Source organism: Pseudomonas sp. BNK-15, assembly GCF_047456105.1.
Lineage (GTDB): Bacteria > Pseudomonadota > Gammaproteobacteria > Pseudomonadales > Pseudomonadaceae > Aquipseudomonas > Aquipseudomonas putida_E.
In genome coordinates, this window is record NZ_CP179898.1 from 1,188,502 (window position 1) to 1,211,363 (window position 22,862).

Sequence of the window (22,862 nt, forward strand, 5' to 3'; positions counted from 1 at the left end):
ACATGACTTTATGGACTTTACTGGCCGAACAGCCGGCGTACTTCTTCACCCTGGCGACCGTGCTTGGCCTGTTGGTCGGCAGCTTCATCAATGTGGTGGCGTATCGGCTGCCGATCATGCTGGAGCGCCAATGGCAGCGTGAAGCGCAGGAGGCGCTGGGGCTGCCGACCGATGAGCATGAGCGCTTCGACCTGTGCCTGCCCGCTTCACGTTGCCCGCACTGTGGGCATGCGATCCGTGCCTGGGAAAATATTCCGGTGCTCAGTTACCTGGCCTTGCGCGGGCGCTGCTCTGCGTGCAAACAGCCTATCGGCTCACGGTACCCGCTGGTGGAGCTGGCCTGCGCCTTGCTGTCGCTGACGGTGGCCTGGCATTCCGGTGCCGGGATGGAGGCACTGGCCTTGCTGGCCTTTACCTGGAGCCTGCTGGCGCTGAGCCTTATCGACCACGACAAGCAGATCCTGCCGGATGTGCTGGTGCTGCCAACGCTGTGGCTGGGGCTGATCGTCAATGTTTTCGATACCGTGGTGCCATTGTCCGATGCCGTCTGGGGCGCGGTGGCCGGTTATCTCAGCCTGTGGATAGTGTATTGGTTGTTCAAACTGATCACCGGCAAGGAAGGCATGGGTTACGGCGACTTCAAGCTGCTGGCGCTGATCGGGGCCTGGGGCGGCTGGCAGGTAGTGCCGCTGACCTTGATGCTGTCGTCGCTGGTCGGGGCGGTGGTGGGGCTATGCATGTTGCGCCTGCGCAGCCATTCGATGGGTACGGCGATACCTTTTGGTCCTTATCTGGCCATTGCGGGGTGGATTGCCGTGCTCTGGGGTGATGAAATATACGCCTCATACCTGCAACTGCTTGGATTCTGATGACCACTGCGCCGTTCACCCCCTGGATTCTCGGCCTCACCGGCGGCATTGGCAGCGGCAAGAGCGCCGCCGCCGAGCGCTTCGTCGAGCTTGGTGTGCACCTGGTCGATGCCGACCAGGCAGCGCGTTGGGTCGTGGAGCCCGGCCGCCCGGCCCTGGCCAGCATTGTCGAGCGCTTTGGCCCGGGCGTGCTGCTAGAGGACGGCCAGCTCGATCGCACAGCGTTGCGCCAGTTGATCTTCGCCGACCCGGCCCAGCGCAAATGGCTTGAACAGCTGCTGCACCCACTGATCGGGCAGGAGATATTCAGCTACCTGGCCAAGGCTGAGTCGCCGTATGCGGTGTATGTGTCGCCGCTGCTGATCGAGTCTGGCCAGTACCAGAAAACCCAGCGAGTGCTGGTGATCGATGCACCGCAAGCGCTGCAGGTAGCGCGCACCTTGCAGCGGGACAACACCAGCCCCGAGCAGGTGCAAGCCATCCTCAAGGCTCAGTTGGCCCGCGAAGAGCGCTTGCGCCATGCCGATGATGTGGTGGTCAACGACAGCGACCTTGCCGCGCTGCATGCGCAGATCGACCATCTGCACCACTTTTACCTGACTTTACGAGGAGGCCAGCCATGAGCCAGCCATTGACCGTCGATTGCCCTACCTGTGGCGCACCTGTGGAATGGGACGCGAAGAACGCGTTCCGGCCGTTCTGCTCTGACCGTTGCAAGTTGATCGACCTGGGCGCCTGGGCGGCTGAGGAGCACAAGATTGCGGGGTCGCAAGAGTCCGAGGATGAGTTGTATTCGGGGGACCTGGAGCCACGGCACTAAGGCGCTGCGCCGGGACCTGTAGGCGCGGCCTTGTGTCGCGAAAGGGCTGCGCAGCGGCCCTCGATATTTCGGTATTGATGCAACAATTGCTTGGGCCGCTCTGCGGCCCTTTAGCGACACAAGGCCGCTGCTACTCGTCCTTCCACGGTGCCTGCAGGTACCGCGTGCGGTTGAATGTCTCCAGCCACTCCGGGCAGAACACCACCAGCGCACTGACCACCATGCCGTTGATGAACGCCTCCGGAAACATCATCAGCCACAGGTAGCCGACAAAGTCGCTGAGCCACTCCGGCATGGCGAAACGCCCGTCCAGCCACAGCAGCCCCAACCCGGCCAGCAGGCACACCAGCACGGTCAGTGCTGCGGGAAAGAACCCCGAGCAGAAGATATAAACGAAGAGGTTACGCGGCTGTGCCCGCTCGACCAGGATGGCGCACACCTCAGTGATCAGCACCGGCAGGCCGATCAGCAGCAGGCCGTTGATACCAAGCGCTGCCAGGTCCTGGCGCCCCAGCGCCAACAAGCCGAGCTGGGCCAGAAACCCGCCAAGCACCGCCAGCGGCCAGTCCAGCAACAACGTCACGGCGGTCATGCCGATGAAGTGGTACGACACACCGGTGTCGAAGTCGCGCCGGACCAGCCAGAGTGCAAACAGGCAGAACACCGTACCGAACAGCAGGTGCTGCCGGCGGCTGTCGGCGAACAGTTCCAGCCAGCGGGTGCGGCTGGCCGCCCACAGCAGCAAAGGGACGAACCCTACCCAACCGAGCGTGAGGCTGGTGCTGGACAACACTTGCGCGCTGATCACTTGACGAATGCCCCTGTCGAGACTGTGGACATACCTGAGTCTACACCCATTCAAAAACAGCATCTTATCGTCATGGTTTAGCGTCTAAGCTGTGAGCATGGATGACTCAGACTACCTGCGCCTGCTCACCATCCAGGCCGAACAAGCCAATGCATTCCTCTCCAATGCTCGCAAATGGGAGCGGGAGCGTTGGGTATGCCAGCGCCTGCTGCAGGGGCTGAACATCCCCTATCGCAGTGAAGATTTCACCCCGGCCGGCCAGGAGCCGCCCGACGTGCTGTTCCGCGATGCGTCGTTCGAGGTGTTTTTTGTGCTCGACGAAGGCCGCCGGCTCAATGATGAGTGGCGCGAAGAGCTGCAGCGAAGGCGCAGCGCCTTTTCACTGGCCCAGCTGGTACGGCGCGAGGCGCGGCCCAGGCGTATCGCCGCCACCGAGCTGCTGGCGCGGCTGGCGCCCACCTTGCGCAAAAAGGCGCACAACTATCGCGAACGCGGGCTGGACCTGAGCGAGCTGGACATCATCGCCTTCGCCAGCCTCAAGCGTGAAGTGCTCGACCTCAACACCCACTTTCCGCCGCCCACCGAGTACCTGCGCCAGGGTTGGCGCTCGCTGTCGCTGGTGGGGCCGACCTTTGCCCGGGTGCTGTTCGCCCACCCTGATGCCCCGGACTTTCTGCGCGGCAACCTGGGGCGCAGCATCGTGTTCGACGTGGGCATCAGTCTTTGATCCAGTGCCGAGAGTCTTTGCGATGGCGTACACTCGGCGCCAGGGATAGAAAGCTTTATCATTTGTCTCAAGTACTTGCCGGAACGCTGTAGCGTTCAGGCAGTCACATACGTCTACCTGACGAGGCCCACCATGACCAGCCGACTGAATCCGGAAGATCAGCGTCGTGTCGATGAGTATCTGCGAGCCCCTCAGCACCAAGTCGAGCGCAAGCCATTCCGGCCGTGGCTGCTCCTTGTGCTGGTGGTGGCCGTGACCATCGGGCTGGGCCTCATCAGCCGCCTGTTGAGTGGACTGGTGCTATGAGCTGCCTCGCGCTCGCCCTCCCCTCATGCAGTTTGCGGCCGGCCCCTGGGGCCACGAATTCCGTAAACCTTATGAGATATCCCCATGACTCATCGCATCGTGATTGTCGGCGGCGGCGCCGGCGGCCTGGAACTGGCGACCCGCCTGGGTAAAACCCTCGGCAAGCGCAAGCAGGCCGAGATCACCCTGGTCGACGCCAACCTCACGCACATCTGGAAGCCGCTGCTGCACGAAGTGGCCGCCGGCTCGCTCAACTCCTCGGAAGACGAACTGAACTACGTGGCCCAGGCCAAGTGGAACCACTTCAACTTCCAGCTGGGGCGCATGAGCGGCCTGGACCGTGAAGGCAAGCAGATCCAGCTGGCCGCCACCCTCGATGAAGAGGGCCGCGAGCTGGTGCCTGCGCGCACCTTGCGCTATGACACCCTGGTCATTGCCGTGGGCAGCAACACCAACGACTTCGGTACCCTGGGCGCGGCGCAGCACTGCCTGTTCCTGGACACCCGCAAGCAGGCCGAGCGTTTCCACCAGCAACTGCTCAACCACTACCTGCGTGCCCATGCGGGTGACCAGGCCAGCGAGAAGATCAGCGTGGCGATCGTCGGCGCCGGTGCCACCGGTGTGGAGCTGGCGGCCGAACTGCACCACGCAGCGCACGAACTGGCGGCTTATGGCCTGGACCGTATCCAGCCAAAAGACATGCACATCACCGTGATCGAGGCGGGCCCGCGCGTGCTGCCGGCGCTGCCAGAACGCATCAGCGTGCCGGTGCACAAGACCCTGGAAAAGCTCGGCGTGACGGTGATGACCAACGCTGCCGTCAGCGAAGTGACCGCCGATGGCCTGAAGACCGCCAACGGCGAAGTGATCCAGGCCAGCCTCAAGGTGTGGGCGGCCGGTATTCGTGCGCCAGGCTTCCTCAAGGATATCGACGGCCTGGAAACCAACCGTATCAACCAGCTGGTGGTGCGCCCTACCCTGCAAACCACCCGCGACGATGACATCTTCGCCTTCGGTGACTGTGCAGCCTGCCCGCAACCGGGCAGCGACCGCAACGTGCCGCCACGCGCCCAGGCAGCGCACCAGCAGGCCGAGATGCTGGCCAAGAGCCTGAAAGCGCGCCTGGAGCACAAGCCGCTGCCGACCTATGCCTACAAGGATTACGGTTCGCTGGTGTCGCTGTCGCGCTTCTCGGCGGTGGGTAACCTGATGGGCAACCTGATGGGTAGCGTGAAGCTGGAGGGCTGGCTGGCGCGGATGTTTTATGTGTCGCTGTATCGCATGCACCAGATGGCGCTGTACGGGTTCTTCCGCACGGCGATGATGATGCTGGGAAGCAAAATTGGGCGGGGCACTGAGCCGCGACTGAAGCTGCACTGACCTGCGCGCTAGAGGCTTGGGGTTCAGGTTGTCTGCACTGACCTCATCGCCGGCAAGCCGGCTCCCACAGGGGATGCACAGCTCTCAAGGCTTGTGAAACACCTGTGGCTTGCCGGCGATTGGGCCAGATGCCCACATACCAGGCATGGCCTGTGCGATGACGAATGAATAAAGAAGATTTGCACCGCTCGGTGCATTTTTTTGCGCGAGATAAAATCGAGACAAAAGAAAAAGGGCATCTCAGTTGAGATGCCCTTTTTACATGGTGGGTCGTGTAGGATTCGAACCTACGACCAATTGGTTAAAAGCCAACTGCTCTACCAACTGAGCTAACGACCCTGAAAATGGTCGGGGTGAGGGGATTCGAACTCCTGACATCCTGCTCCCAAAGCAGGCGCGCTACCGGACTGCGCTACACCCCGAGATTGGCTCCGCGACCTGGACTCGAACCAGGGACCCAATGATTAACAGTCATTTGCTCTACCGACTGAGCTATCGCGGAACTGAACTTCGGTACATCTTTACAGCTTCGAAGTCTGTGTTAGCTTCGATCTCTTTGGCTATCCGCTTTCGCGTTGTCGCTGCTGAGGCCGGCTATTCTACATTCTTCGTTTTGCTTGTCAACCACTTTTTTTCATTCAACTTACTGATTTCTAAGTTGTTTTGCGGTCACCGATGTTGCTGGTGATTCGCTTAGTGCCTGACAACGCGGCGTATATTAGGGGCACTCTAATTTCTGTGCAAGCGTTTTTTTCAAAAATTTCAGCAAGTTATGGAAAAAACTGGCGAGGCCCCGATTTTGCTGGGTTTGGCCGGGGCTGTTCGCCGGCAAGCCGCCCCCCACAGGGTTCCCCGTGGGCTGCCGAAACGCTGCGGCCTTAAAAAAGCCCCGCAGGTGCGGGGCTAGTTTTTGCAGCGAAGGGATCAGGCGAACACGATTTCTTCGCCTTCCACCTTGGCAGTGATCGCCGAACCCGGCATGAATTTGCCGGCCAGGATCATTTGCGCCAGCGGGTTCTCGATCCAGCGCTGGATCGCCCGCTTCAGCGGCCGGGCGCCATACACCGGGTCGTAACCCACCGCGATCAGCTTGTCCAACGCCTCCGGGCTCAGGCTCAAGGCCAGCTCGCGCTCGCTCAGGCGGCTGCGCAGGCGGCCAAGCTGGATCTCGGTGATGCCGGCGATCTGCTCGCGGCCCAAGGGCTCGAACACCACCACTTCGTCGATCCGGTTGACGAACTCCGGACGGAAGTGCGCACCCACCGCATCCATCACTGCCGCACGCTGCGCTTCGCGATCACCGGCCAGCTCCTGGATCTGCGCCGAGCCCAGGTTGGAAGTCATCACGATCACCGTGTTGCGGAAGTCCACCGTACGGCCATGGCTGTCGGTCAGGCGGCCATCCTCGAGCACCTGCAGCAGCACGTTGAACACATCCGGGTGAGCCTTCTCCACTTCATCCAGCAGCACTACCGAGTAAGGCTTGCGCCGTACCGCTTCGGTCAGGTAACCGCCCTCTTCATAACCTACATAGCCTGGTGGGGCGCCGATCAGGCGAGCCACGGAATGTTTCTCCATGAACTCGGACATGTCGATCCGCACCATGGCCTCTTCGGTATCGAACAGGAATTCGGCCAGGGCCTTGCACAGCTCGGTCTTGCCCACACCGGTCGGGCCGAGGAACATGAACGAACCACTTGGCCGGTTCGGGTCGGAGAGGCCCGCACGCGAACGGCGTACGGCGTTGGCTACGGCGGTCACCGCCTCGTGCTGGCCGATCACGCGCTGGTGCAGCAGGTCTTCCATTTTCAGCAGTTTTTCGCGCTCGCCTTCCAGCATCTTGGCCACCGGGATGCCGGTCCACTTGGACACTACTTCGGCAATCTCTTCCTCGGTCACCTTGTTGCGCAGCAGCTGGTTTTCGGTCTTGCCATGCTGGTCGACCATCTGCAGGCTGCGCTCCAGGTCCGGGATCACCCCGTACTGCAGTTCGGCCATGCGGTTCAGGTCGCCTTTGCGACGGGCCGCTTCCAGCTCCTGGCGGGCTTGCTCGATCTTTTGCTGGATCTGCGCCGAGCCCTGCACTTCTGCCTTCTCGGACGCCCAGATTTCTTCCAGGTCGGAATACTCACGCTCCAGGCGCTCGATTTCCTCGGTCAGCTTCTCCAGGCGCTTCTTGGCTGCTTCGTCTTCCTCTTTCTTCAGCGCCTGGGATTCCACCTTCAGCTGGATCAGGCGACGATCGAGGCGGTCGAGCACTTCCGGCTTGGAGTCGATCTCCATGCGGATACGGCTGGCCGCTTCGTCGATCAGGTCGATGGCCTTGTCCGGCAGCTGGCGGTCGGTGATGTAGCGGTGGCTGAGCTTGGCCGCAGCAATGATCGCGCCGTCGGTGATGGCCACCTTGTGGTGCACTTCATAGCGCTCTTTGAGGCCACGCAGGATGGCGATGGTGTCTTCCTCGCTCGGCTCCTCCACCAGTACCTTCTGGAAGCGCCGCTCCAGGGCGGCGTCCTTCTCGATGAACTGGCGGTATTCGTTGAGCGTGGTGGCACCGACGCAATGCAGTTCACCACGGGCCAGCGCCGGCTTGAGCATGTTGCCAGCGTCCATGGCGCCTTCGCCTTTACCGGCACCGACCATGGTGTGCAGCTCGTCGATGAACAGGATGATCTGGCCTTCCTGCTTGGACAGCTCGTTGAGCAACGACTTGAGGCGCTCTTCGAACTCACCGCGGTACTTGGCACCGGCGATCAGCGCGCCCATGTCCAGCGCCAGCAGGCGCTTGCCCTTAAGGCCGTCCGGCACTTCACCGTTGATGATGCGCTGGGCCAGGCCTTCGGCGATAGCAGTCTTGCCCACGCCGGGTTCGCCGATCAGCACAGGGTTGTTCTTGGTACGGCGCTGCAGCACCTGCACGGTGCGGCGGATTTCGTCGTCACGGCCGATGACCGGGTCCAGCTTGCCCTCTTCAGCACGCTTGGTCAGGTCGACGGTGTACTTGTCCAGCGCCTGGCGCGACTCTTCGGCATTGGCGTCGTTCACCGCCGCGCCGCCGCGCAGGTTGTTGATGGCGTTTTCCAGGGCCTTCTTGCTCACGCCTTGGCTAAGCAGCAGCTTGCCGAGCTTGCTGTTCTCATCCATGGCGGCGAGCAGCACCAGCTCGCTGGAAATGAACTGGTCGCCCTTCTGCTGGGCCAGGCGGTCGGCCTGGTTGAGCAGGCGCGCCAAGTCCTGCGACATGTTCACATCGCCGGTGGGGTTCTGGATTTTCGGCAGCTGGTCGAGTTCTTTTACCAGTGCCTGGCGCAGGTTGTTGATGTCGAAGCCAACCTGCATGAGCAGTGGCTTGATCGAACCACCTTGCTGCTCGATCAACGCCTGCAACAGGTGCAGGGGTTCGATGGCAGGGTGGTCCATGCCAACGGCCAGGGACTGGGCATCGGATATCGCTAATTGAAGCTTGCTGGTCAAACGGTCTATTCGCATGGGGATACCTTCCTGTAAGGGCAGGTCGGAGCGATGGACAGCGCCTTTGATGAAGAAACCTGCCTGAGATGACCTTATAGATAAGGGTGATTCTGGAAGTTTCAAGCGTAGCGGGGTTGACTAAAGTCAGCCTAATGGATTAGCCGTGCCCCAATCGCCGGCAAGCCGGCCACAGGAATGCGCAAACTTCAAGAAAGGTGGGTACTTGTGGGAGCCGGCTTGCCGGCGATGAGGCCGGGCCTGTCAGCGAGGATCTAGCCAGACCAAAGAAGCAAACCGCCCACCCTGCGGGGTGCGGCGATAGGAGAAAAACCGCTCATCGCTGACGGTGCAAAAACCACCGCCATAAACAGCTGTCACACCGCGCGCCGCCAGGCGAATGCGCGCCAGCGCATAGATGTCTGCCATCAGCTTGCCCGGCCGCTCACCCTCGACAAAGGCCTTGGCAGCCTCGGGGTGCACAGCGGTGAAGGCATCCCGCACTTCCAGGCCCACTTCGAATGCCTGCGGGCCGATGGCAGGCCCCAACCACACCAGCACCTCTTCAGGCGACAATGCCAGGCGCTCCAGCGTGGCTTCCAGCACGCCACCAGCCAGCCCGCGCCAGCCCGCATGCGCGGCAGCCACACGGGTGCCCTCGCGGTCGCAGAACAGCACGGGCAGGCAGTCGGCAGTCATTACGGTGCAGGCAATGCCTGGCTGGTCGGTCCAGCTGGCGTCGGCTTCGGCGACCACCGATGGGTCGGCATCTGCCACGATCAGGCCATGCACCTGCTTGAGCCAGGCGGGCTGAATGGCGAATTCGTCGCTCAGGCGGCGGCGGTTCTCGGCGACCGCAAGCGGGTCGTCGCCCACGTGGTCACCGAGGTTGAAGGATGCATAGGGCGGCAGGCTAATGCCACCCTCACGGGTGGAGACACAGGCGCGAACCGAGGCCGGAGCCGGCCAGTCGGGGAACAGCAGCGCCTGCGTCAGGCCACTCATCCGATAAACGCCTCGCGGTCCTGATTCAGCAGCGACAGCAACCAGACGAAGTCATCCGGCAGTTCCGACGCCCACTCCATGCGCTCACCGGTAGTGGGGTGGTCCAGCGCCAGGAAGCGTGCGTGCAGGGCCTGGCGCGGGAAGGTCTTGACCGCCTCGACCATGGTCGGGCTGGCTGCCGGCGGGATACGGAAGCGGCCGCCGTAGGTCTGGTCGCCGACCAGCGGGAAACCGACATGGGCCATGTGCACACGGATCTGGTGAGTACGGCCGGTTTCGAGCTTGACCCGCACGTGGGTGTGCGAACGGAAGCGCTTGAGCACACGGTAGTGGCTGACCGCCGGCTTGCCGCCTTCGGTCACCGCCATACGCTGGCGTGCGCCACCGTGACGGCCGATCGGGGCGTTGATCTTGCCGCCGGCAGTCACCACGCCGATCACGATGCACTCGTAGATCCGGCTGACCGTACGGCTCTGCAGCTGCTCGACCAGCTTGGTCTGCGCCTGCAGGGTCTTGGCCACGACCATCAGGCCGGTGGTGTCTTTGTCCAGGCGATGGACAATGCCAGCGCGCGGTACGTTGACGATATCCGGCACATGGTGCAGCAAGGCGTTGAGCAATGTGCCACTGGCGTGCCCGGCAGCCGGGTGCACGACCAGCCCGGCCGGCTTGTTGATCACCATGATCTGGTCGTCTTCGTAGACGATGTCCAGCTCGATGTCTTCGGCGATCCACTCGCCCTGGGCCTCTTGCTCGGCCTCAAGTGCAAGCATGGAGCCACCATGGACGGTGTCTCGAGGGCGCACGACGGCACCATCGACCGTCAGGCGGCCCTCTTTGATCCACGAAGTAAGCCGCGAACGCGAGTACTCGGCGAACAATTGGGCGGCGACCTGGTCGAGGCGTTGACCGCCCAGTTCGGACGGTACCTCTGCGCTAAGTTGAATGATCTCGGACATGCTCGATTCGGCGGGCGCACAGCCTTTGGTTTCGGCTGCGAGCTTGTGGTTAAATACGGCTTCTTTTGTCCCGGGGTTGGCCGGGGCGCTCATCATAACAGGACGGCACCGCCCAAGACAGCGGCCGTCAAAGGGACGCAAGCCGCTATGCAAGTGAAACACCTGCTGCTGATCGCCATCCTCGGGCTTACCGCGGCCTGTTCCTCTAATAAAGAGGTCATTGACGAGAACCTCAGCGAGGCCGAGCTGTATCAGCAGGCCCAGGCTGATCTGGACAACTCCAGCTACAACAGCGCCGTGAACAAGCTCAAGGCCCTGGAGTCGCGCTACCCGTTCGGCCGTTACGCCGACCAGGCGCAGCTCGAGCTGATCTACGCCAACTACAAGAATTCCGAGCCCGAGGCTGCCAAGTCGGCTGCCGAGCGCTTCATCCGCCTGCACCCGCAGCACCCGAACGTCGACTACGCCTACTACCTCAAGGGCCTGACCTCGTTCGACCAGGACCGCGGCCTGGTGGCGCGCTTCCTGCCGCTGGACATGACCAAGCGTGACCCGGGTGCCGCCCGCGACTCGTACAACGAATTCGCCCAGCTGACCAGCCGCTTCCCCAACAGCCGCTACGCCCCGGACGCCAAGCAGCGCATGATCTACCTGCGCAACCTGCTGGCGTCTTATGAAATCCACGTGGCCGACTACTACCTGAGCCGCCAGGCTTACGTTGCCGCCGCCAACCGTGGCCGCTACGTGGTGGAAAACTTCCAGGAAACCCCATCGGTCGGCGACGGCCTGGCCGTGATGGTCGAGGCGTACCAGAAGATGCACCTGGACGATCTGGCCGCCACCAGCCTGGAAACCCTCAAGCTCAACTACCCTGACCACCCGAGCCTGGTCGATGGCGAGTTCCAGCCCAAGCAGACCGAGTCTGACGGCCGCGGCTGGCTGTCCAAGGCCACCCTGGGCCTGATCGAAACCGACGCGCCACTGCCACCGGGTGAAACCCGCGCCAACCAGGACGTGGTCCGCCAGTTCCAAGATGCCCGCGCCGAGATGCCGCAGGACTTGCTGCCCAAAGATGAAAACGGCGACCCGATCCTGCCGGAAGGGCCGAAAGAAGCCGAGAAAGACCGCTCCTGGTTCAGCTACATGACCTTTGGTCTGTTCGACTGATTCAACGGGGTGCGAGAAAGGGAGACTGAGGTCTCCCTTTTTTATTGGCCTCGTCCTAGACTGTCGCCTCAATCAATAGACAAGCTGGACACCATGGTTCGCCTACTTTTCTGGATCGCCCTGATCGCCGCCGCGTTCTGGCTGTGGCGCAAATTCAAGATCAGCCAGCAGTCGCCGTCCGAGCCGAAACTCGACGACCCGCTGAAGATGGTGCGCTGCGCCCACTGCGGCGTGCACCTGCCCAATGACCGGGCGCTGCAGCAGGGCAGTCAGTGGTATTGCAGCCAGGCGCACCTTCAGCAAGGGCCTGGCCAGCAGGACTGAGCCAGTACCGCACGGGCCCAATCGGCGGCAAGCCGGCTCCCACGCTGTACCTTGTGGGAGCAACTGTCTTGCCGGCGATTGGGCCGCTAAGCGGCCCCAGCGATTTCAGCCAAGACGCCCGGCCGGGGCATAAGGCGCCGGGTCAATGATCGGCTCCACCCCTGTCAGCAAATCAGTAAACAACTGACACGAAGCTGGCGCCAGCACCAACCCATTGCGGTAATGCCCACAGTTCAACCACAACCCGTCATGCCCCGGCACTCGGCCGATATACGGAATGCCTTCAGGCGAACCTGGCCGCAGCCCTGCCCAGTGCGCCACCACCGTGGCATCCGCAAGCTCCGGCAACAACTCTGCCGCTGAAGCCTTGAGGCTCGCCAGTGCATCCTCGGTCGGGGTCTTGTCGTACCCGGCATGCTCCAGCGTGCTGCCCACCAAAATGTGCCCGTCACGGCGCGGGATCGCATAGCGTCCCTTGGCCAGCACCATGCTCGGCAGGAAGTCTTCGGCGCACTTGAACAGGATCATCTGGCCTTTCACCGGTTCCACCGGCAGCTCAATGCCTAGCGTGCGCAGCAGGTCGCCGCTCCAGGCGCCAGCGCTGAGCACGACATCATCAGCCTGCAGCACGCCGTCTGCGGTCTGCACGCCAGTCACGCGCTCACCGTCCTGAACAAAGCCGGTGATCTGGCAGTGCTCGCGCAAGGTCACGTTGGGCATTGCCAGCAGCGCAGCCTTCAGTGCCTTGACCAGCCGCGGGTTGCGCACATTGGCCACGCCTGCCATGTAGATGGCGCGCTTGAAGCCTGGGCCCAGTACGGGGACCGCGTCATAGGCCGCCGAAATATCCACAGGGCTGAGCGGCCGCCGCTCGCGTTCTGCCCAGGCCAGCGCCTCGGCCTCGTCGTCCAGGTCAAGCCAGTACAAGCCGGTGGTGTGGACTTGCGGATCAATACCGGTGCTGGAGAACAGGTGCTCACCCAGCTGTGGATAAAAGTCCTGCGACCAGTGCGCCAGGGCAGTGACTGCCTGGCTGTAGCGCCAAGGGTAAAGCGGCGAGACGATACCGCCGCCCGCCCAGGACGATTCACGCCCGACCTCGGCCTGGTCACATACCACTACCTGGCCGACCTTCGCCGCCAGGTTGAACGCTGTCAACAGGCCGATCACCCCGCCGCCGACCACCACTACTTGCTTGTTCATCTGTCGATCCAACACCTGAAGTAAAACCGCGATGCACGGGCATCATTCAACCTTCAGCTCCCCCAGCAGCGCTCAATGGCCCCCGTGCCATCCGGGTTGCTCTGTACACCGGCCTGGTCGAGCTGGAAATCACCGCAGCGATCGTCCGCCATCAAACCATGCGGCAGCCGCCGTGCACGCAGCGTGAAGGTATCGCTGCCGCGTACGGCATGCAGGCTGTAATGGCGGTTGCCAGCGGGCAATGCCGGTTCGCCCTCGGCGTACTGGCCGGTGCGTACACGGTGGTGTTCCAGGCGCAGGGCAGCGTCATGCAGCAGGCCAACCACTTCGCTGCGTGCGGCTCGCCTGAGCTGGTCGCTGTAACTGGGGTAGGCAATGGCTGCCAGAATGCCGGTGACAGCCACGACAATCAACAACTCGATCAGGCTTAGGCCTTGCTGCATGTCAGTCTTCCCTCAGTCTCTGCCGCCAGAGAATCCGCTGCGGCGCCTGTGTTTGAGCCGCTGGCATGGCATACACCGCCTCCAGCACTTGCCGGGCCGCGAGTTGCCGGCTGACTGCGGTCACCCGGTAAAGCATGACGGGTTCATCCCTCGGCCTATGCGCGGCCCGGGTAGTTAGGCCAAGGTTCTGCAGCTGGAAGTAACCGCTCTCGCTGGTTTGCCATGGCCCCAGCAAATCATGCGCGCGCGGGGGTGGCAGGCACGCTTGGCACAACCCAGGCGGCGCGCGCTGCAGTTCGGCCTCTGCGACCAGCAGCGTGGCTTCGGCCTGATCGAATGCCTGCAAACCCTCGCCCAGGTAGCCGGCCATGCGCGTTTCCACCAAGGCATCACGCAACGCCGAAGCCGCCAGCAGGCCAAGCAAAAGGCTGAGGACCAGCGCCAGCAGCAGTACCATGCCACGCTGGCGCTTCATGGCCTGGCAACCGGGTTGCGGATCGCCACACTCATGTCGTAACGCTGTTCGATGTCCAAATCAGGGTCGAACAAGGTCAGTTGCACATCCACCCGCTGCCCTTCGGCGGTGTCGACAGGTTCAACGCGCATTTCGCGCACGTGGTCGACCAAGGGCTGAGAGCTGTTGCGCCGCATGAACCTCAGTGTGCTGCCGCGAAGTTGGTAGTGGTGCCGGCTGATGGGAAATGCCAAGGGCAAACCGGGGCTTTGAGCACGCCCCGCGTGCACCTCGGCCTCGCTGATACAATCGGTGTGCAAGGTCCAGTCCGGAGCCCCGGGGTACCCAGGCAGCTCTGCCACTATCAGGCTCAGGCTTGCCGGGCCAACCTGCAAAGGCCGCGCAAACGCTTCTCGCGCAGATGGGTCCCTGAAGTCGCCAGGCTCAAGGCGCAGGCAACCGAACATGCCGGCCATACGGATATCCTGGGCCATACGCAACAATGCCAGACGGGCGTCCGCCTGCATGCGCAACGCAGCAGATTGAAGGAGTGAGCTCTGGTGGGCCGAGATGAAAAGCTGGCTGGCGGCAGTCAGCAGCATCAGGCCGATGGCAAGCGCAAGCATTGCCTCGACCAGGCCGAAACCACCCTGCTCACGCTTCATGGCCGCGGCACCGTCAGCTTGCCAGCGGCCTTGCCCCGTTCAAGCAGCGTATGGGCGCCCAGCGCATCCTGCATATCACGACGCGCACTGTCAGTGGCCTGCAATGCCTGAAGCTGCAACGCTGCGGCAGCGAACATGCCCAGTGCCACCACCGCTACGGCCAACAGTACCTCCAGAAGCGTCATGCCCCGTTGTTTCGTGTGCATCCCTGCACCTCCTGCGATCTTTCCCGCAATTGCCTTGCACCTCGCCGACTGGACCTCTTGCCCAACGACCGTGAAGCTACAGCCAAGCACTTCCAGGGAGGAATGCACGGTGAAGCAACAGGGCGTAACACTGATACAAATGATGTTCGGGCTGGCTATGGCGGCGCTGCTGACGCAGCTTGGCATGCCGGCCTACGCGAAATTGAGCGATGACCTGCACAGGGCAGCAGCAGCCCGCGACTTGGCCCAGGCGCTGCGTAGCGCACGCAGCCACGCGGCCCTGCAGGGCCAGGCGGTAGTGGTGCAATCTTTGGACAATGATTGGGGCAAGGGTTGGCGCGTGCTGTTGGAGCATAACCAGCAGTTGCTGCGCGAGTACCGACTGGCTCGGCCCCAAAGGGTGAAAGCCAATATCGGGAACCAGGTGAAATTCAGCGCACTGGGTGTGCCATTGGGGAAGACCAACAACTTGTCAGGGGGGCGGCTGGAGGTCTGTGAGCGCTCGTCTGCAACCAGCCGGCATCGTGTTGTGCTAGCGACCAGCGGTAGGGTCAGCCTGCGCACTGATGAACTGAAAAAGTCCCTGTGCGCAGGCCGCTGATCAGATCAGCGAACGAACCCGCAGCTCTTTGGGCATGGAGAACGTGATGTTCTCCGGGCGCCCGTCAAGCTCTTCGGCGCCCGTGGCACCCCAGGCCTTGAGCTGGTCGATCACGCCACGCACCAGCACTTCGGGGGCCGAAGCGCCAGCAGTGATACCAATCCGCGCAGCCTGGTCGAACCAGCCGCGTTGCATGTCCTCGGCGCCATCGATCAGGTAGGCCGGGGTACCCATGCGCTCGGCCAGCTCACGCAGGCGGTTGGAGTTGGAACTGTTGGGGCTGCCCACCACCAGTACCACATCACACTCACCGGCCAGTTGCTTGACGGCGTCCTGGCGGTTCTGGGTGGCGTAGCAGATGTCGTCTTTGCGCGGGCCGCCGATGTTCGGGAAGCGCGTACGCAGGGCATCGATGACACGGCTGGTGTCGTCCATCGACAGCGTGGTCTGGGTGACGAACGCCAGGTTGTCCGGGTCGCGCACCTGCAGCCGGGCAACATCCTCCTCGTCTTCGACCAGGTAGATGGCACCGCCGTTGCTGGCGTCGTATTGCCCCATGGTGCCTTCGACTTCCGGGTGCCCTTCGTGGCCGATCAGGATGCACTCACGGCCGTCACGGCTGTATTTGGCGACCTCGATATGCACCTTGGTCACCAGCGGGCAGGTGGCGTCGAACACTTTCAGGCCGCGGCCGGCGGCTTCCTGGCGCACGGCCTGGGAAACACCATGGGCGCTGAAAATGACGATGACGTCGTCCGGTACCTGATCCAGTTCTTCGACGAAGATGGCGCCACGGCTGCGCAGGTCTTCCACCACGAACTTGTTGTGCACCACTTCATGGCGCACATAGATCGGCGGGCCGAAGACTTCCAGCGCACGGTTGACGATCTCGATCGCCCGGTCGACCCCTGCGCAGAAACCGCGAGGGTTGGCGAGTTTGATTTGCATGCTCGGCTCCAGGCTTACAGGGCCTTCACCTCGAGGATCTCCACCTCGAAGGTAAGGGTCTTGCCTGCCAGTGGGTGATTGAAGTCGATGGTCACCTGATTGTCATCGAACGCTTTGACCACACCGGGCAATTCGGTGTTGGCGGCATCGTTGAAGATGATCAGCAGCCCTTCGGACAATTCCATGCCCTCGAACTGGGACCGTGGCATGACCTGTACGTTCTGCGGGTTAGGCTGGCCGAAAGCATTCTCCGGGGCAACCACGACCGTGCGCTTGTCACCGGCCTTGAAGCCGAACAGCGCGGCCTCGAAGCCCGGCAGCAGGTTGCCATCGCCAACCTTGAAGGTGGCTGGAGCCTTGTCGAACGTGCTGTCGACGGTATCGCCGTTTTCCAGGTGCAGCGCGAAGTGCAGGGTAACTTCGGTGTTCTGGCCGATACGGGTGTCAGTCATGGACCGGATCCTCGGACTTCTTGCTCTTGAACATATCCAGCGCCAGCATCACCGCACCAACGGTGATGGCGCTGTCGGCCACATTGAAGGCCGGGAAGTGATGAACGTTCTTCCAGTGCACCAGGATGAAATCCACCACATGGCCCAGCACGATGCGGTCGTACAGGTTGCCCAGCGCCCCACCGAGCACCAGCGCCAGCGCCACGGCCAGCCAGGTCTCGTTGCGCCCCAGGCGCTTGAGCCAGACCACCAGTACGGCGCTGACCACCACGGCGATCAGGGCGAACAGCCAGCGCTGCCAGCCGGAGCTGTCGGCCAGGAAGCTGAACGCCGCGCCGGTGTTGTAGGCCAGGGTCCAGCTGAAGTAGTCAGGGATGACCACGATCTGCTGGTACATGCTCAGGGCGTTGTTGAAATACAGCTTGGTGGCCTGGTCAACGACCAGGACCAGCAGGCTGAGCCAGAGCCATGCAAGGCGCCCGAAGCGCCCCGCTGCAGGGTTAGGCATAGTGGCGCACCTCACCGGAACCGCTCAGGTTGTCGACGCAACGGCTGCAGATTTCCGGGTGCTCCGGATGGCTGCCGACGTCGGCGCGGAAGTGCCAGCAGCGGCCGCACTTGGCGTGGCCAGACTTGACCACTTTCAGCTTGAGGCCTTCGACTTCGGTGGCCACGGCATCGGCCGGCGCCTGGGCGAACGGCACCACGCTGGCAGCGGAGGTGATGAGTACGAAGCGCAGCTCATCGCCCAGCTTGCTCAGGTCGGCGCTGAGGCCCTCTTCGGCGAACAGGGTAACTTCGGCCTGCAGGTTGCCGCCGATGACCTTGGCGGTACGCTGGTTTTCCAGCTCCTTGTTGACCGCAGCCTTGACCGCCATCACGCGGTCCCAGTAGGCGCGATCCAGCTCGGTGCCTTCCGGCAGCTCGCTCAGGCCCTGGTACCAGCCGTTGAGCATGACCGACTCGTTGCGTTCGCCCGGCAGGTACTGCCAGATTTCATCGGCAGTGAAGGCCAGGATCGGCGCGATCCAACGCACCAGCGCTTCGCTGATGTGGTACAGCGCGGTCTGGCAGGAACGACGGGCGACACTGTTGGCGCCAGTGGTGTACTGGCGGTCCTTGATGATGTCGAGGTAGAAGCCGCCCAGCTCCTGCACGCAGAAGTTGTGGATCTTCGAGTAGACGTTCCAGAAGCGGTACTCGCTGTAGTGCTCTTCCAGCTCGCGTTGCAGCAGCAGGGTACGGTCCACTGCCCAGCGGTCCAGGGCCAGCATGTCCTCTGGGGCCAGCAGGTCGCGGGCCGGGTCGAAGCCGGACAGGTTGGAGAGCAGGAAGCGGGCGGTGTTGCGGATACGGCGGTAGGCGTCGGCGCTGCGCTGCAGGATCTGCTCGGAAACGGCCATCTCACCCGAATAGTCGGTGGCCGATACCCACAGGCGCAGGATGTCGGCACCCAGGGTGTTGTTGACCTTTTCCGGTTCGATGGTGTTACCCAGCGACTTGGACATCTTGCGGCCGCTTTCGTCCACGGTGAAACCGTGGGTCAGCAGTTCGCGGTACGGCGCGTGGTTGTCGATGGCGCAACCGGTCAGCAACGAGGAATGGAACCAGCCACGGTGCTGGTCGGAGCCTTCCAGGTACAGGTCCGCACGCGGGCCGGTGGCGTGGCCGATGTCGTGCGAGCCGCGCAGTACGTGCCAATGGGTGGTGCCGGAGTCGAACCACACGTCCAGAGTGTCGGTGATCTTGTCGTACTGGCCGGCTTCATCACCGAGCAGTTCGGCGGCGTCCAGCTTGAACCAGGCCTCGATGCCCTCCTGTTCGACGCGCTTGGCCACGGCTTCCATCAGCTCGACGGTGCGCGGGTGCAGTTCGCCGGTCTGCTTGTGCAGGAAGAACGGGATCGGCACACCCCAGTTGCGCTGACGCGAGATGCACCAGTCCGGGCGGTTGGCGATCATCGAGTGCAGGCGCGCCTGGCCCCAGGCCGGGACGAACTGGGTGTCTTCGATGGCTTTGAGCGCACGCTCACGCAGCGGCTCGCCAGTGCTTGGCTGCTTGTCCATGCCGACGAACCACTGCGCGGTAGCGCGGTAGATCAGCGGGGTCTTGTGGCGCCAGCAGTGCATGTAGCTGTGGCTGATGGTCTCGGTGTGCATCAGCGCACCGACTTCGCTCAGCTTTTCGACGATGGCCGGGTTGGCCTTCCAGATGAACTGGCCGCCAAAGAACTCCAGCGACTCGACGTACACACCGTTGCTCTGCACCGGCGTGAGGATATCGTCGTTGACCATGCCGTAGCGCTTGCAGGTGACAAAGTCGTCTTCACCGTAGGCTGGCGCGGAGTGGACCACACCGGTACCTGCGCCCAGCTCGACGTAGTCGGCCAGGTAGACAGGCGACAGGCGGTCGTAGAAGGGGTGACGGAAATTGACCAGCTCCAGGGCCGAGCCTTGGGCGGTGGCGATGACCGAGCCTTCCAGATTGTAGCGCTTGAGGCACGACTCGACCAGTTCTTCGGCCAGCACCAGCAGACGCTCGCCGGTATCGACCAGAGCGTACTTGAACTCCGGGTGGATGTTCAGCGCCTGGTTGGCGGGGATGGTCCACGGGGTGGTGGTCCAGATCACGATGGCAGCGGGCTTGGCCAGCGCCGGCAGGCCGAACGCGGCAGCCAGTTTGTCAGCGTCGGCGACCGGGAAGGCCACATCGATGGTCTGCGACTTCTTGTCGGCGTACTCGACCTCGGCTTCTGCGAGCGCGGAGCCGCAATCGAAGCACCAGTTAACAGGCTTGAGGCCCTTGAACACGAAGCCCTGCTTGACCATTTCGGCCAGGGCACGGATTTCACCGGCCTCGTTGGCGAAGTTCATGGTCTTGTAAGGGTTGTCCCAGTCACCCAGCACACCCAGGCGGATGAACTCGGTCTTCTGCCCTTCGATCTGCTCGGCAGCGTATTCGCGGCACAGCTCACGAGTGCGGTCGGCCGTCAGGTGCTTGCCATGGGTGACTTCGACCTTGTGCTCGATCGGCAGGCCGTGGCAGTCCCAACCGGGTACGTAAGGCGCGTCGAAGCCCGACAGCGTCTTGGAGCGGACGATCATGTCCTTGAGAATCTTGTTCAGCGCATGACCGATGTGAATCTTGCCGTTGGCATAGGGCGGGCCGTCGTGCAGGACGAACTTCGGACGATCCTTGCCAATTTCGCGCAGCTTCTGGTACAGGCCAATGCTGTCCCAGCGCTGCAGGATCTGCGGTTCGCGCTGAGGCAGGCCGGCCTTCATGGGGAAGGCGGTGTCCGGAAGGTTTAGCGTGGCTTTGTAGTCGGTCATTTCAGGCTCTTGGTTAGCGGTTGAGCGTGCCAATGTGCACGTGCGGCGGCGATATCCGCATCGATCGCCGACTTCAGCGCCTCCAGGGAGGCGAATCGCTGCTCTTCACGCAGCTTGTGGTGGAATTCCACCGTCAGGCGCCGGCCATACAGATCGCCGGCATAATCCAGTAGATGAATTTCAAGGTGCGGGCGGCCGTCGCCGGCCACTGTGGGGCGCACCCCGATGTTGCCGACACCCGGCCAGGCCTTGCCGTCGATTTCGATGCTGGCCAGGTAGACCCCGGACAACGGTACGCGACGGCGCTTGAGCTGGATGTTGGCGGTGGGCGCGCCGAGCTGGCGGGCCAGCTTCTGGCCGTGCAATACGCGCCCGGTAATGCTGTAGGGGCGGCCCAGCAAGTGCTCGGCGAGCTCGAAGTTGCCTTCAGACAACGCCTGGCGTACCTCGGTACTGCTGACCCGTAAACCGTCCTGGATCACCGTGTTGGCGGCCTCGACGGTGAAACCGTACTGCTTGCCGGCTTCGATCAGGAAGGTGAAATCGCCAGCGCGGTCGCAGCCAAAGCGGAAGTCGTCGCCCACTTCAAGGTGGCGCACGCCCAGGCCATCGACCAGGATCGCCTCGACGAATTCATCGGCGCTCAGGTTGCTCAGGCGCTGGTTGAACGCCAGGCACAAGACCCTATCGATACCTTCGCCAGCCAGCAGCTCGACCTTGTCGCGCAGGCGCGCCAAGCGGGCCGGCGCGGTGTCCGGAGCGAAGTACTCGCGCGGCTGCGGCTCGAAGATCACCACGCACGTAGGCAGGCCAAGTGCCTGGCCGCGCTCGCGCAGACGCGCCAGGATTGCCTGGTGGCCGCGGTGAACCCCGTCGAAGTTGCCAATGGTGGCGACACAGCCCCGGTGCTCGGGGCGCAGGTTGTGAAGACCTCGAACCAGCTGCATAACGCGCTTCTTGCTCATAAAGTGGCCGATTATAACCACACCCGGGCGCTGGTGACAGGCAGCAGCGCCCGGGTGCAGCGTGGAAAACGAAAAACCGACGCCTGACCCGCCTTCCAGCTCAGTGCAGGGCCTTGCGGGCGAAATGCCGGGGCCTGAAGCCGCACAGGTAAAGGCAACCGAAATAGGTCACGATACCGGCCACGATCAACGCCCCGAGGCGCACGAAACGCTCGAACATGTTGCCTTGCTCCCACGCCGGCAGGTAGTGCATGCCCACCAGCAGTACCGCCACCATCAGCGCTACCGCCAGCACCAGTTTGAGCAGGAACAGCGTCCAGCCCGGTTGCGGCTGGAACAGCTGCTGGCTGCGCAGCTTCCAGAACAGCAGGCCCGCATTCAGGCAGGCACCCAGGCTGATCGCCAGGGCCAGGCCGGCGTGCTGCAGCGGGCCGACCAGGGCCAGGTTAAACAGTTGGGTGCAGATGAGGGTGAAGATCGCGATCCGCACGGGCGTACGAATATTCTGCTGCGCATAGAAGCCCGGTGCCAGTACCTTGACCAGAATGATCGCCAACAGGCCTACCGAATAGGCGATCAGTGCCTGCTGGGTCATCGCCGCATCGAAGGCGCTGAACTTACCATACTGGAACAATGCAACGGTCAGCGGCTCGGCGAGTATCGCCAGGGCCAGTGTGCAGGGCAGCACCAGCAGGAAGCACAGGCGCAGGCCCCAGTCGAGGATCCGCGAATACTCCTCGCGGTCCTTGTTGGCGTAGGTCTTGGCCAACGTCGGCAGCAGGATGGTACCCAGGGCAACGCCAAGCACGCCCGAGGGCAACTCCATCAGACGGTCGGCGTAGTACATCCAGGACACCGAGCCGGCCACCAGGAAGGAGGCGAAGATGGTGTTGATGATCAGCGAAATCTGGCTGACCGAAACGCCGAGAATGGCCGGCAACATCTGTTTGAGCACGCGCCACACGCCGGTGTCACGCAGGTTCAGGCGCGGCAGCACGAGCATGCCGATTTTTTTCAGCGCCGGCAGCTGGTACAGCAACTGCGCCAGGCCTCCGGCCAGCACGCCCCAGGCCAGCGCCATGATGGGCGGGTCGAAATACGGCGTGAGCAGCAGGGCGAAGATGATCATCGCCACGTTGAGCAGGGTCGGCGTGAAGGCCGGGACCGAGAAACGGTTCCAGGTATTGAGGATCGCGCCGGCCAGGGATGACAGTGAGATCAGTAATATATAAGGAAAGGTCACCCGCAGCAGGTCGGTGGTCAGCTGGTATTTCTCGGCATCGTCCGCAAAACCGGGCGCCGTGGCCCAGACCACCCAGGGTGCCGCAAGCACGCCAATCACCGTGACCAGGGCCAGGACCAGCGTCAGCAGGCCGCTGATATAGGCGATGAAAGTGCGCGTCGCCTCCTCGCCCTGCTGGGTCTTGTATTCGGCAAGGATCGGCACGAACGCTTGGGAGAAGGCCCCCTCGGCAAAAATCCGCCGCAGCAGGTTGGGCAACTTGAAGGCGATGAAAAAGGCGTCGGTAGCGATGCCGGCGCCGAAAACACGGGCCAGGATGGTGTCACGCACGAACCCCAGCACCCGGGAAATCATGGTGATGGAGCTGACTGCAGCCAGGGATTTGAGCAGGTTCATCGAAAAGATTCACGCCAAGGGCAGAGGACGCTGCCAGACAGCGTCCGAATGTGCGATACTCCCGCGCCTTCGCAGGGGAGCCAAAAATTCCCGAGTTTACAGGTCGTGCAGCAGAAAGGAA

Annotated in this window: 24 protein-coding genes and 3 tRNA genes; 9 read left to right on the plus strand and 18 right to left on the minus strand. The window is 62.8% G+C overall.

The genetic code is table 11. The annotated features are described in order from the left end of the window. Nucleotides 1-2: 2 nt before the first annotated feature. Genes ACMGF5_RS05335 through yacG form a run of 3 tightly spaced genes read left to right on the plus strand, consistent with a single transcriptional unit; the run spans nucleotide 3 to nucleotide 1,689 of the window. Nucleotides 3-869 (plus strand): prepilin peptidase, encoded by an 867-nt coding sequence (locus ACMGF5_RS05335; protein WP_414157625.1) that lies wholly within the window; start codon nucleotides 3-5, stop codon nucleotides 867-869. Further along, nucleotides 869-1,492, plus strand: a complete 624-nt coding sequence (coaE, locus tag ACMGF5_RS05340) for a dephospho-CoA kinase (RefSeq protein WP_012316340.1) — start codon at nucleotides 869-871, stop codon at nucleotides 1,490-1,492. The genes ACMGF5_RS05335 and coaE overlap by 1 nt, the downstream gene beginning before the upstream one ends. Next, on the plus strand, nucleotides 1,489-1,689 hold the full coding sequence (yacG, locus tag ACMGF5_RS05345; RefSeq protein WP_012316341.1) for a DNA gyrase inhibitor YacG: 201 nt from the start codon (nucleotides 1,489-1,491) through the stop codon (nucleotides 1,687-1,689). Before coaE ends, yacG begins: the two co-directional genes overlap by 4 nt. A 130-nt stretch (nucleotides 1,690-1,819) precedes the next feature. Here yacG and ACMGF5_RS05350 read toward each other — a convergent pair whose 3' ends face one another. Continuing rightward, nucleotides 1,820-2,560: an energy-coupling factor ABC transporter permease gene (locus ACMGF5_RS05350; RefSeq protein WP_052326222.1), complete on the minus strand. Its 741-nt coding sequence runs from the start codon at nucleotides 2,558-2,560 to the stop codon at nucleotides 1,820-1,822. Between the two features lie 34 nt (nucleotides 2,561-2,594). Here ACMGF5_RS05350 and ACMGF5_RS05355 point away from each other — a divergent pair, with 34 nt between their 5' ends. From ACMGF5_RS05355 to ACMGF5_RS05365, 3 genes are all read left to right on the plus strand, one after another. Continuing rightward, the gene (locus tag ACMGF5_RS05355) at nucleotides 2,595-3,224 is read left to right on the plus strand and encodes a DUF1780 domain-containing protein (RefSeq protein WP_012316343.1); all 630 of its coding nucleotides are present in this window, start codon (nucleotides 2,595-2,597) and stop codon (nucleotides 3,222-3,224) included. A gap of 132 nt (nucleotides 3,225-3,356) precedes the next feature. After that, complete coding sequence (locus ACMGF5_RS05360; protein ID WP_012316344.1) at nucleotides 3,357-3,530, plus strand: DUF3094 domain-containing protein; 174 nt, start codon at nucleotides 3,357-3,359, stop codon at nucleotides 3,528-3,530. An 84-nt stretch (nucleotides 3,531-3,614) separates the two neighbouring features. Continuing rightward, a complete protein-coding gene (locus ACMGF5_RS05365) occupies nucleotides 3,615-4,910 on the plus strand; it encodes an NAD(P)/FAD-dependent oxidoreductase (RefSeq protein ID WP_251962438.1) in 1,296 nt (431 codons plus the stop codon). A 263-nt stretch (nucleotides 4,911-5,173) separates the two neighbouring features. Here the strand turns inward: ACMGF5_RS05365 and ACMGF5_RS05370 are convergent. From ACMGF5_RS05370 to rluD, 6 genes are all read right to left on the minus strand, one after another. Continuing rightward, nucleotides 5,174-5,249: transfer RNA gene (locus ACMGF5_RS05370), tRNA-Lys, on the minus strand. A 6-nt stretch (nucleotides 5,250-5,255) separates the two neighbouring features. Beyond that, nucleotides 5,256-5,332 (minus strand) — tRNA-Pro (locus tag ACMGF5_RS05375). A gap of 4 nt (nucleotides 5,333-5,336) precedes the next feature. Further along, nucleotides 5,337-5,412: transfer RNA gene (locus tag ACMGF5_RS05380), tRNA-Asn, on the minus strand. A gap of 422 nt (nucleotides 5,413-5,834) precedes the next feature. Beyond that, the gene (gene clpB / locus ACMGF5_RS05385; protein ID WP_046784643.1) at nucleotides 5,835-8,399 is read right to left on the minus strand and encodes an ATP-dependent chaperone ClpB; all 2,565 of its coding nucleotides are present in this window, start codon (nucleotides 8,397-8,399) and stop codon (nucleotides 5,835-5,837) included. 243 nt (nucleotides 8,400-8,642) lie between these two features. After that, nucleotides 8,643-9,383: a peptidoglycan editing factor PgeF gene (gene pgeF / locus ACMGF5_RS05390; RefSeq protein WP_414157626.1), complete on the minus strand. Its 741-nt coding sequence runs from the start codon at nucleotides 9,381-9,383 to the stop codon at nucleotides 8,643-8,645. Then, entirely contained in the window at nucleotides 9,380-10,342 is a 963-nt protein-coding gene (gene rluD / locus ACMGF5_RS05395; protein ID WP_039602973.1) for a 23S rRNA pseudouridine(1911/1915/1917) synthase RluD, read from the minus strand. The genes pgeF and rluD overlap by 4 nt, the downstream gene beginning before the upstream one ends. Nucleotides 10,343-10,489: 147 nt before the next feature. Between rluD and ACMGF5_RS05400 the strand changes: the two genes are divergently transcribed. After that, nucleotides 10,490-11,509, plus strand: coding sequence for an outer membrane protein assembly factor BamD (locus ACMGF5_RS05400; protein ID WP_012316349.1), 1,020 nt, complete (start codon nucleotides 10,490-10,492; stop codon nucleotides 11,507-11,509). Between the two features lie 93 nt (nucleotides 11,510-11,602). Further along, on the plus strand, nucleotides 11,603-11,833 hold the full coding sequence (locus ACMGF5_RS05405) for a PP0621 family protein (protein ID WP_012316350.1): 231 nt from the start codon (nucleotides 11,603-11,605) through the stop codon (nucleotides 11,831-11,833). 105 nt (nucleotides 11,834-11,938) lie between these two features. Here the strand turns inward: ACMGF5_RS05405 and thiO are convergent, their stop codons facing one another. From thiO to ACMGF5_RS05430, 5 genes are read right to left on the minus strand one after another with little or no spacing between them, the layout of a single operon-like run. Continuing rightward, the gene (thiO, locus tag ACMGF5_RS05410) at nucleotides 11,939-13,036 is read right to left on the minus strand and encodes a glycine oxidase ThiO (RefSeq protein ID WP_115273825.1); all 1,098 of its coding nucleotides are present in this window, start codon (nucleotides 13,034-13,036) and stop codon (nucleotides 11,939-11,941) included. A 53-nt stretch (nucleotides 13,037-13,089) separates the two neighbouring features. Beyond that, the gene (locus tag ACMGF5_RS05415) at nucleotides 13,090-13,479 is read right to left on the minus strand and encodes a type IV pilin protein (protein WP_119687799.1); all 390 of its coding nucleotides are present in this window, start codon (nucleotides 13,477-13,479) and stop codon (nucleotides 13,090-13,092) included. Nucleotide 13,480: 1 nt separating this feature from the next. Further along, nucleotides 13,481-13,954, minus strand: coding sequence for a hypothetical protein (locus ACMGF5_RS05420; RefSeq protein ID WP_414157627.1), 474 nt, complete (start codon nucleotides 13,952-13,954; stop codon nucleotides 13,481-13,483). After that, nucleotides 13,951-14,598 carry a PilW family protein gene (locus ACMGF5_RS05425; RefSeq protein WP_414157628.1) on the minus strand — a complete coding sequence of 216 codons (648 nt, stop codon included), beginning with the start codon at nucleotides 14,596-14,598 and terminating at the stop codon, nucleotides 13,951-13,953. The genes ACMGF5_RS05420 and ACMGF5_RS05425 overlap by 4 nt, the downstream gene beginning before the upstream one ends. After that, entirely contained in the window at nucleotides 14,595-14,804 is a 210-nt protein-coding gene (locus ACMGF5_RS05430; RefSeq protein WP_046784650.1) for a prepilin-type N-terminal cleavage/methylation domain-containing protein, read from the minus strand. The genes ACMGF5_RS05425 and ACMGF5_RS05430 overlap by 4 nt, the downstream gene beginning before the upstream one ends. 109 nt (nucleotides 14,805-14,913) lie before the next feature. On the opposite strand from ACMGF5_RS05430, the gene ACMGF5_RS05435 reads away from it, so the two are divergent. Further along, a complete protein-coding gene (locus tag ACMGF5_RS05435; RefSeq protein ID WP_119687802.1) occupies nucleotides 14,914-15,405 on the plus strand; it encodes a GspH/FimT family pseudopilin in 492 nt (163 codons plus the stop codon). Here ACMGF5_RS05435 and ispH read toward each other — a convergent pair whose 3' ends face one another. The 6 genes from ispH to murJ form a co-directional block, all read right to left on the minus strand. Next, a complete protein-coding gene (gene ispH / locus ACMGF5_RS05440) occupies nucleotides 15,406-16,353 on the minus strand; it encodes a 4-hydroxy-3-methylbut-2-enyl diphosphate reductase (protein WP_012316357.1) in 948 nt (315 codons plus the stop codon). Nucleotides 16,354-16,367: 14 nt separating this feature from the next. Next, nucleotides 16,368-16,805, minus strand: a complete 438-nt coding sequence (fkpB, locus tag ACMGF5_RS05445) for an FKBP-type peptidyl-prolyl cis-trans isomerase (protein WP_012316358.1) — start codon at nucleotides 16,803-16,805, stop codon at nucleotides 16,368-16,370. Then, on the minus strand, nucleotides 16,798-17,313 hold the full coding sequence (gene lspA, locus ACMGF5_RS05450) for a signal peptidase II (protein WP_012316359.1): 516 nt from the start codon (nucleotides 17,311-17,313) through the stop codon (nucleotides 16,798-16,800). Before lspA ends, fkpB begins: the two co-directional genes overlap by 8 nt. Next, the gene (ileS, locus tag ACMGF5_RS05455) at nucleotides 17,306-20,137 is read right to left on the minus strand and encodes an isoleucine--tRNA ligase (RefSeq protein WP_012316360.1); all 2,832 of its coding nucleotides are present in this window, start codon (nucleotides 20,135-20,137) and stop codon (nucleotides 17,306-17,308) included. The genes lspA and ileS overlap by 8 nt, the downstream gene beginning before the upstream one ends. After that, nucleotides 20,134-21,084, minus strand: coding sequence for a bifunctional riboflavin kinase/FAD synthetase (gene ribF / locus ACMGF5_RS05460; protein WP_119687803.1), 951 nt, complete (start codon nucleotides 21,082-21,084; stop codon nucleotides 20,134-20,136). The genes ileS and ribF overlap by 4 nt, the downstream gene beginning before the upstream one ends. 118 nt (nucleotides 21,085-21,202) lie before the next feature. After that, nucleotides 21,203-22,741 (minus strand): murein biosynthesis integral membrane protein MurJ, encoded by a 1,539-nt coding sequence (gene murJ, locus ACMGF5_RS05465; RefSeq protein WP_204918955.1) that lies wholly within the window; start codon nucleotides 22,739-22,741, stop codon nucleotides 21,203-21,205. Nucleotides 22,742-22,862 lie beyond the last annotated feature (121 nt).

Coding starts and splice junctions, on each gene's coding strand:
- ACMGF5_RS05335 (WP_414157625.1), top strand. CDS start 3: ATGACTTTATGGACTTTACTGGCCGAACAGCCGGCGTACTTCTTCACC.
- coaE (WP_012316340.1), top strand. CDS start 869: ATGACCACTGCGCCGTTCACCCCCTGGATTCTCGGCCTCACCGGCGGC.
- yacG (WP_012316341.1), top strand. CDS start 1,489: ATGAGCCAGCCATTGACCGTCGATTGCCCTACCTGTGGCGCACCTGTG.
- ACMGF5_RS05350 (WP_052326222.1), bottom strand. CDS start 2,560: ATGCTGTTTTTGAATGGGTGTAGACTCAGGTATGTCCACAGTCTCGAC.
- ACMGF5_RS05355 (WP_012316343.1), top strand. CDS start 2,595: ATGGATGACTCAGACTACCTGCGCCTGCTCACCATCCAGGCCGAACAA.
- ACMGF5_RS05360 (WP_012316344.1), top strand. CDS start 3,357: ATGACCAGCCGACTGAATCCGGAAGATCAGCGTCGTGTCGATGAGTAT.
- ACMGF5_RS05365 (WP_251962438.1), top strand. CDS start 3,615: ATGACTCATCGCATCGTGATTGTCGGCGGCGGCGCCGGCGGCCTGGAA.
- clpB (WP_046784643.1), bottom strand. CDS start 8,399: ATGCGAATAGACCGTTTGACCAGCAAGCTTCAATTAGCGATATCCGAT.
- pgeF (WP_414157626.1), bottom strand. CDS start 9,383: ATGAGTGGCCTGACGCAGGCGCTGCTGTTCCCCGACTGGCCGGCTCCG.
- rluD (WP_039602973.1), bottom strand. CDS start 10,342: ATGTCCGAGATCATTCAACTTAGCGCAGAGGTACCGTCCGAACTGGGC.
- ACMGF5_RS05400 (WP_012316349.1), top strand. CDS start 10,490: ATGCAAGTGAAACACCTGCTGCTGATCGCCATCCTCGGGCTTACCGCG.
- ACMGF5_RS05405 (WP_012316350.1), top strand. CDS start 11,603: ATGGTTCGCCTACTTTTCTGGATCGCCCTGATCGCCGCCGCGTTCTGG.
- thiO (WP_115273825.1), bottom strand. CDS start 13,036: ATGAACAAGCAAGTAGTGGTGGTCGGCGGCGGGGTGATCGGCCTGTTG.
- ACMGF5_RS05415 (WP_119687799.1), bottom strand. CDS start 13,479: ATGCAGCAAGGCCTAAGCCTGATCGAGTTGTTGATTGTCGTGGCTGTC.
- ACMGF5_RS05420 (WP_414157627.1), bottom strand. CDS start 13,954: ATGAAGCGCCAGCGTGGCATGGTACTGCTGCTGGCGCTGGTCCTCAGC.
- ACMGF5_RS05425 (WP_414157628.1), bottom strand. CDS start 14,598: ATGAAGCGTGAGCAGGGTGGTTTCGGCCTGGTCGAGGCAATGCTTGCG.
- ACMGF5_RS05430 (WP_046784650.1), bottom strand. CDS start 14,804: ATGCACACGAAACAACGGGGCATGACGCTTCTGGAGGTACTGTTGGCC.
- ispH (WP_012316357.1), bottom strand. CDS start 16,353: ATGCAAATCAAACTCGCCAACCCTCGCGGTTTCTGCGCAGGGGTCGAC.
- fkpB (WP_012316358.1), bottom strand. CDS start 16,805: ATGACTGACACCCGTATCGGCCAGAACACCGAAGTTACCCTGCACTTC.
- lspA (WP_012316359.1), bottom strand. CDS start 17,313: ATGCCTAACCCTGCAGCGGGGCGCTTCGGGCGCCTTGCATGGCTCTGG.
- ileS (WP_012316360.1), bottom strand. CDS start 20,137: ATGACCGACTACAAAGCCACGCTAAACCTTCCGGACACCGCCTTCCCC.
- ribF (WP_119687803.1), bottom strand. CDS start 21,084: ATGCAGCTGGTTCGAGGTCTTCACAACCTGCGCCCCGAGCACCGGGGC.
- murJ (WP_204918955.1), bottom strand. CDS start 22,741: ATGAACCTGCTCAAATCCCTGGCTGCAGTCAGCTCCATCACCATGATT.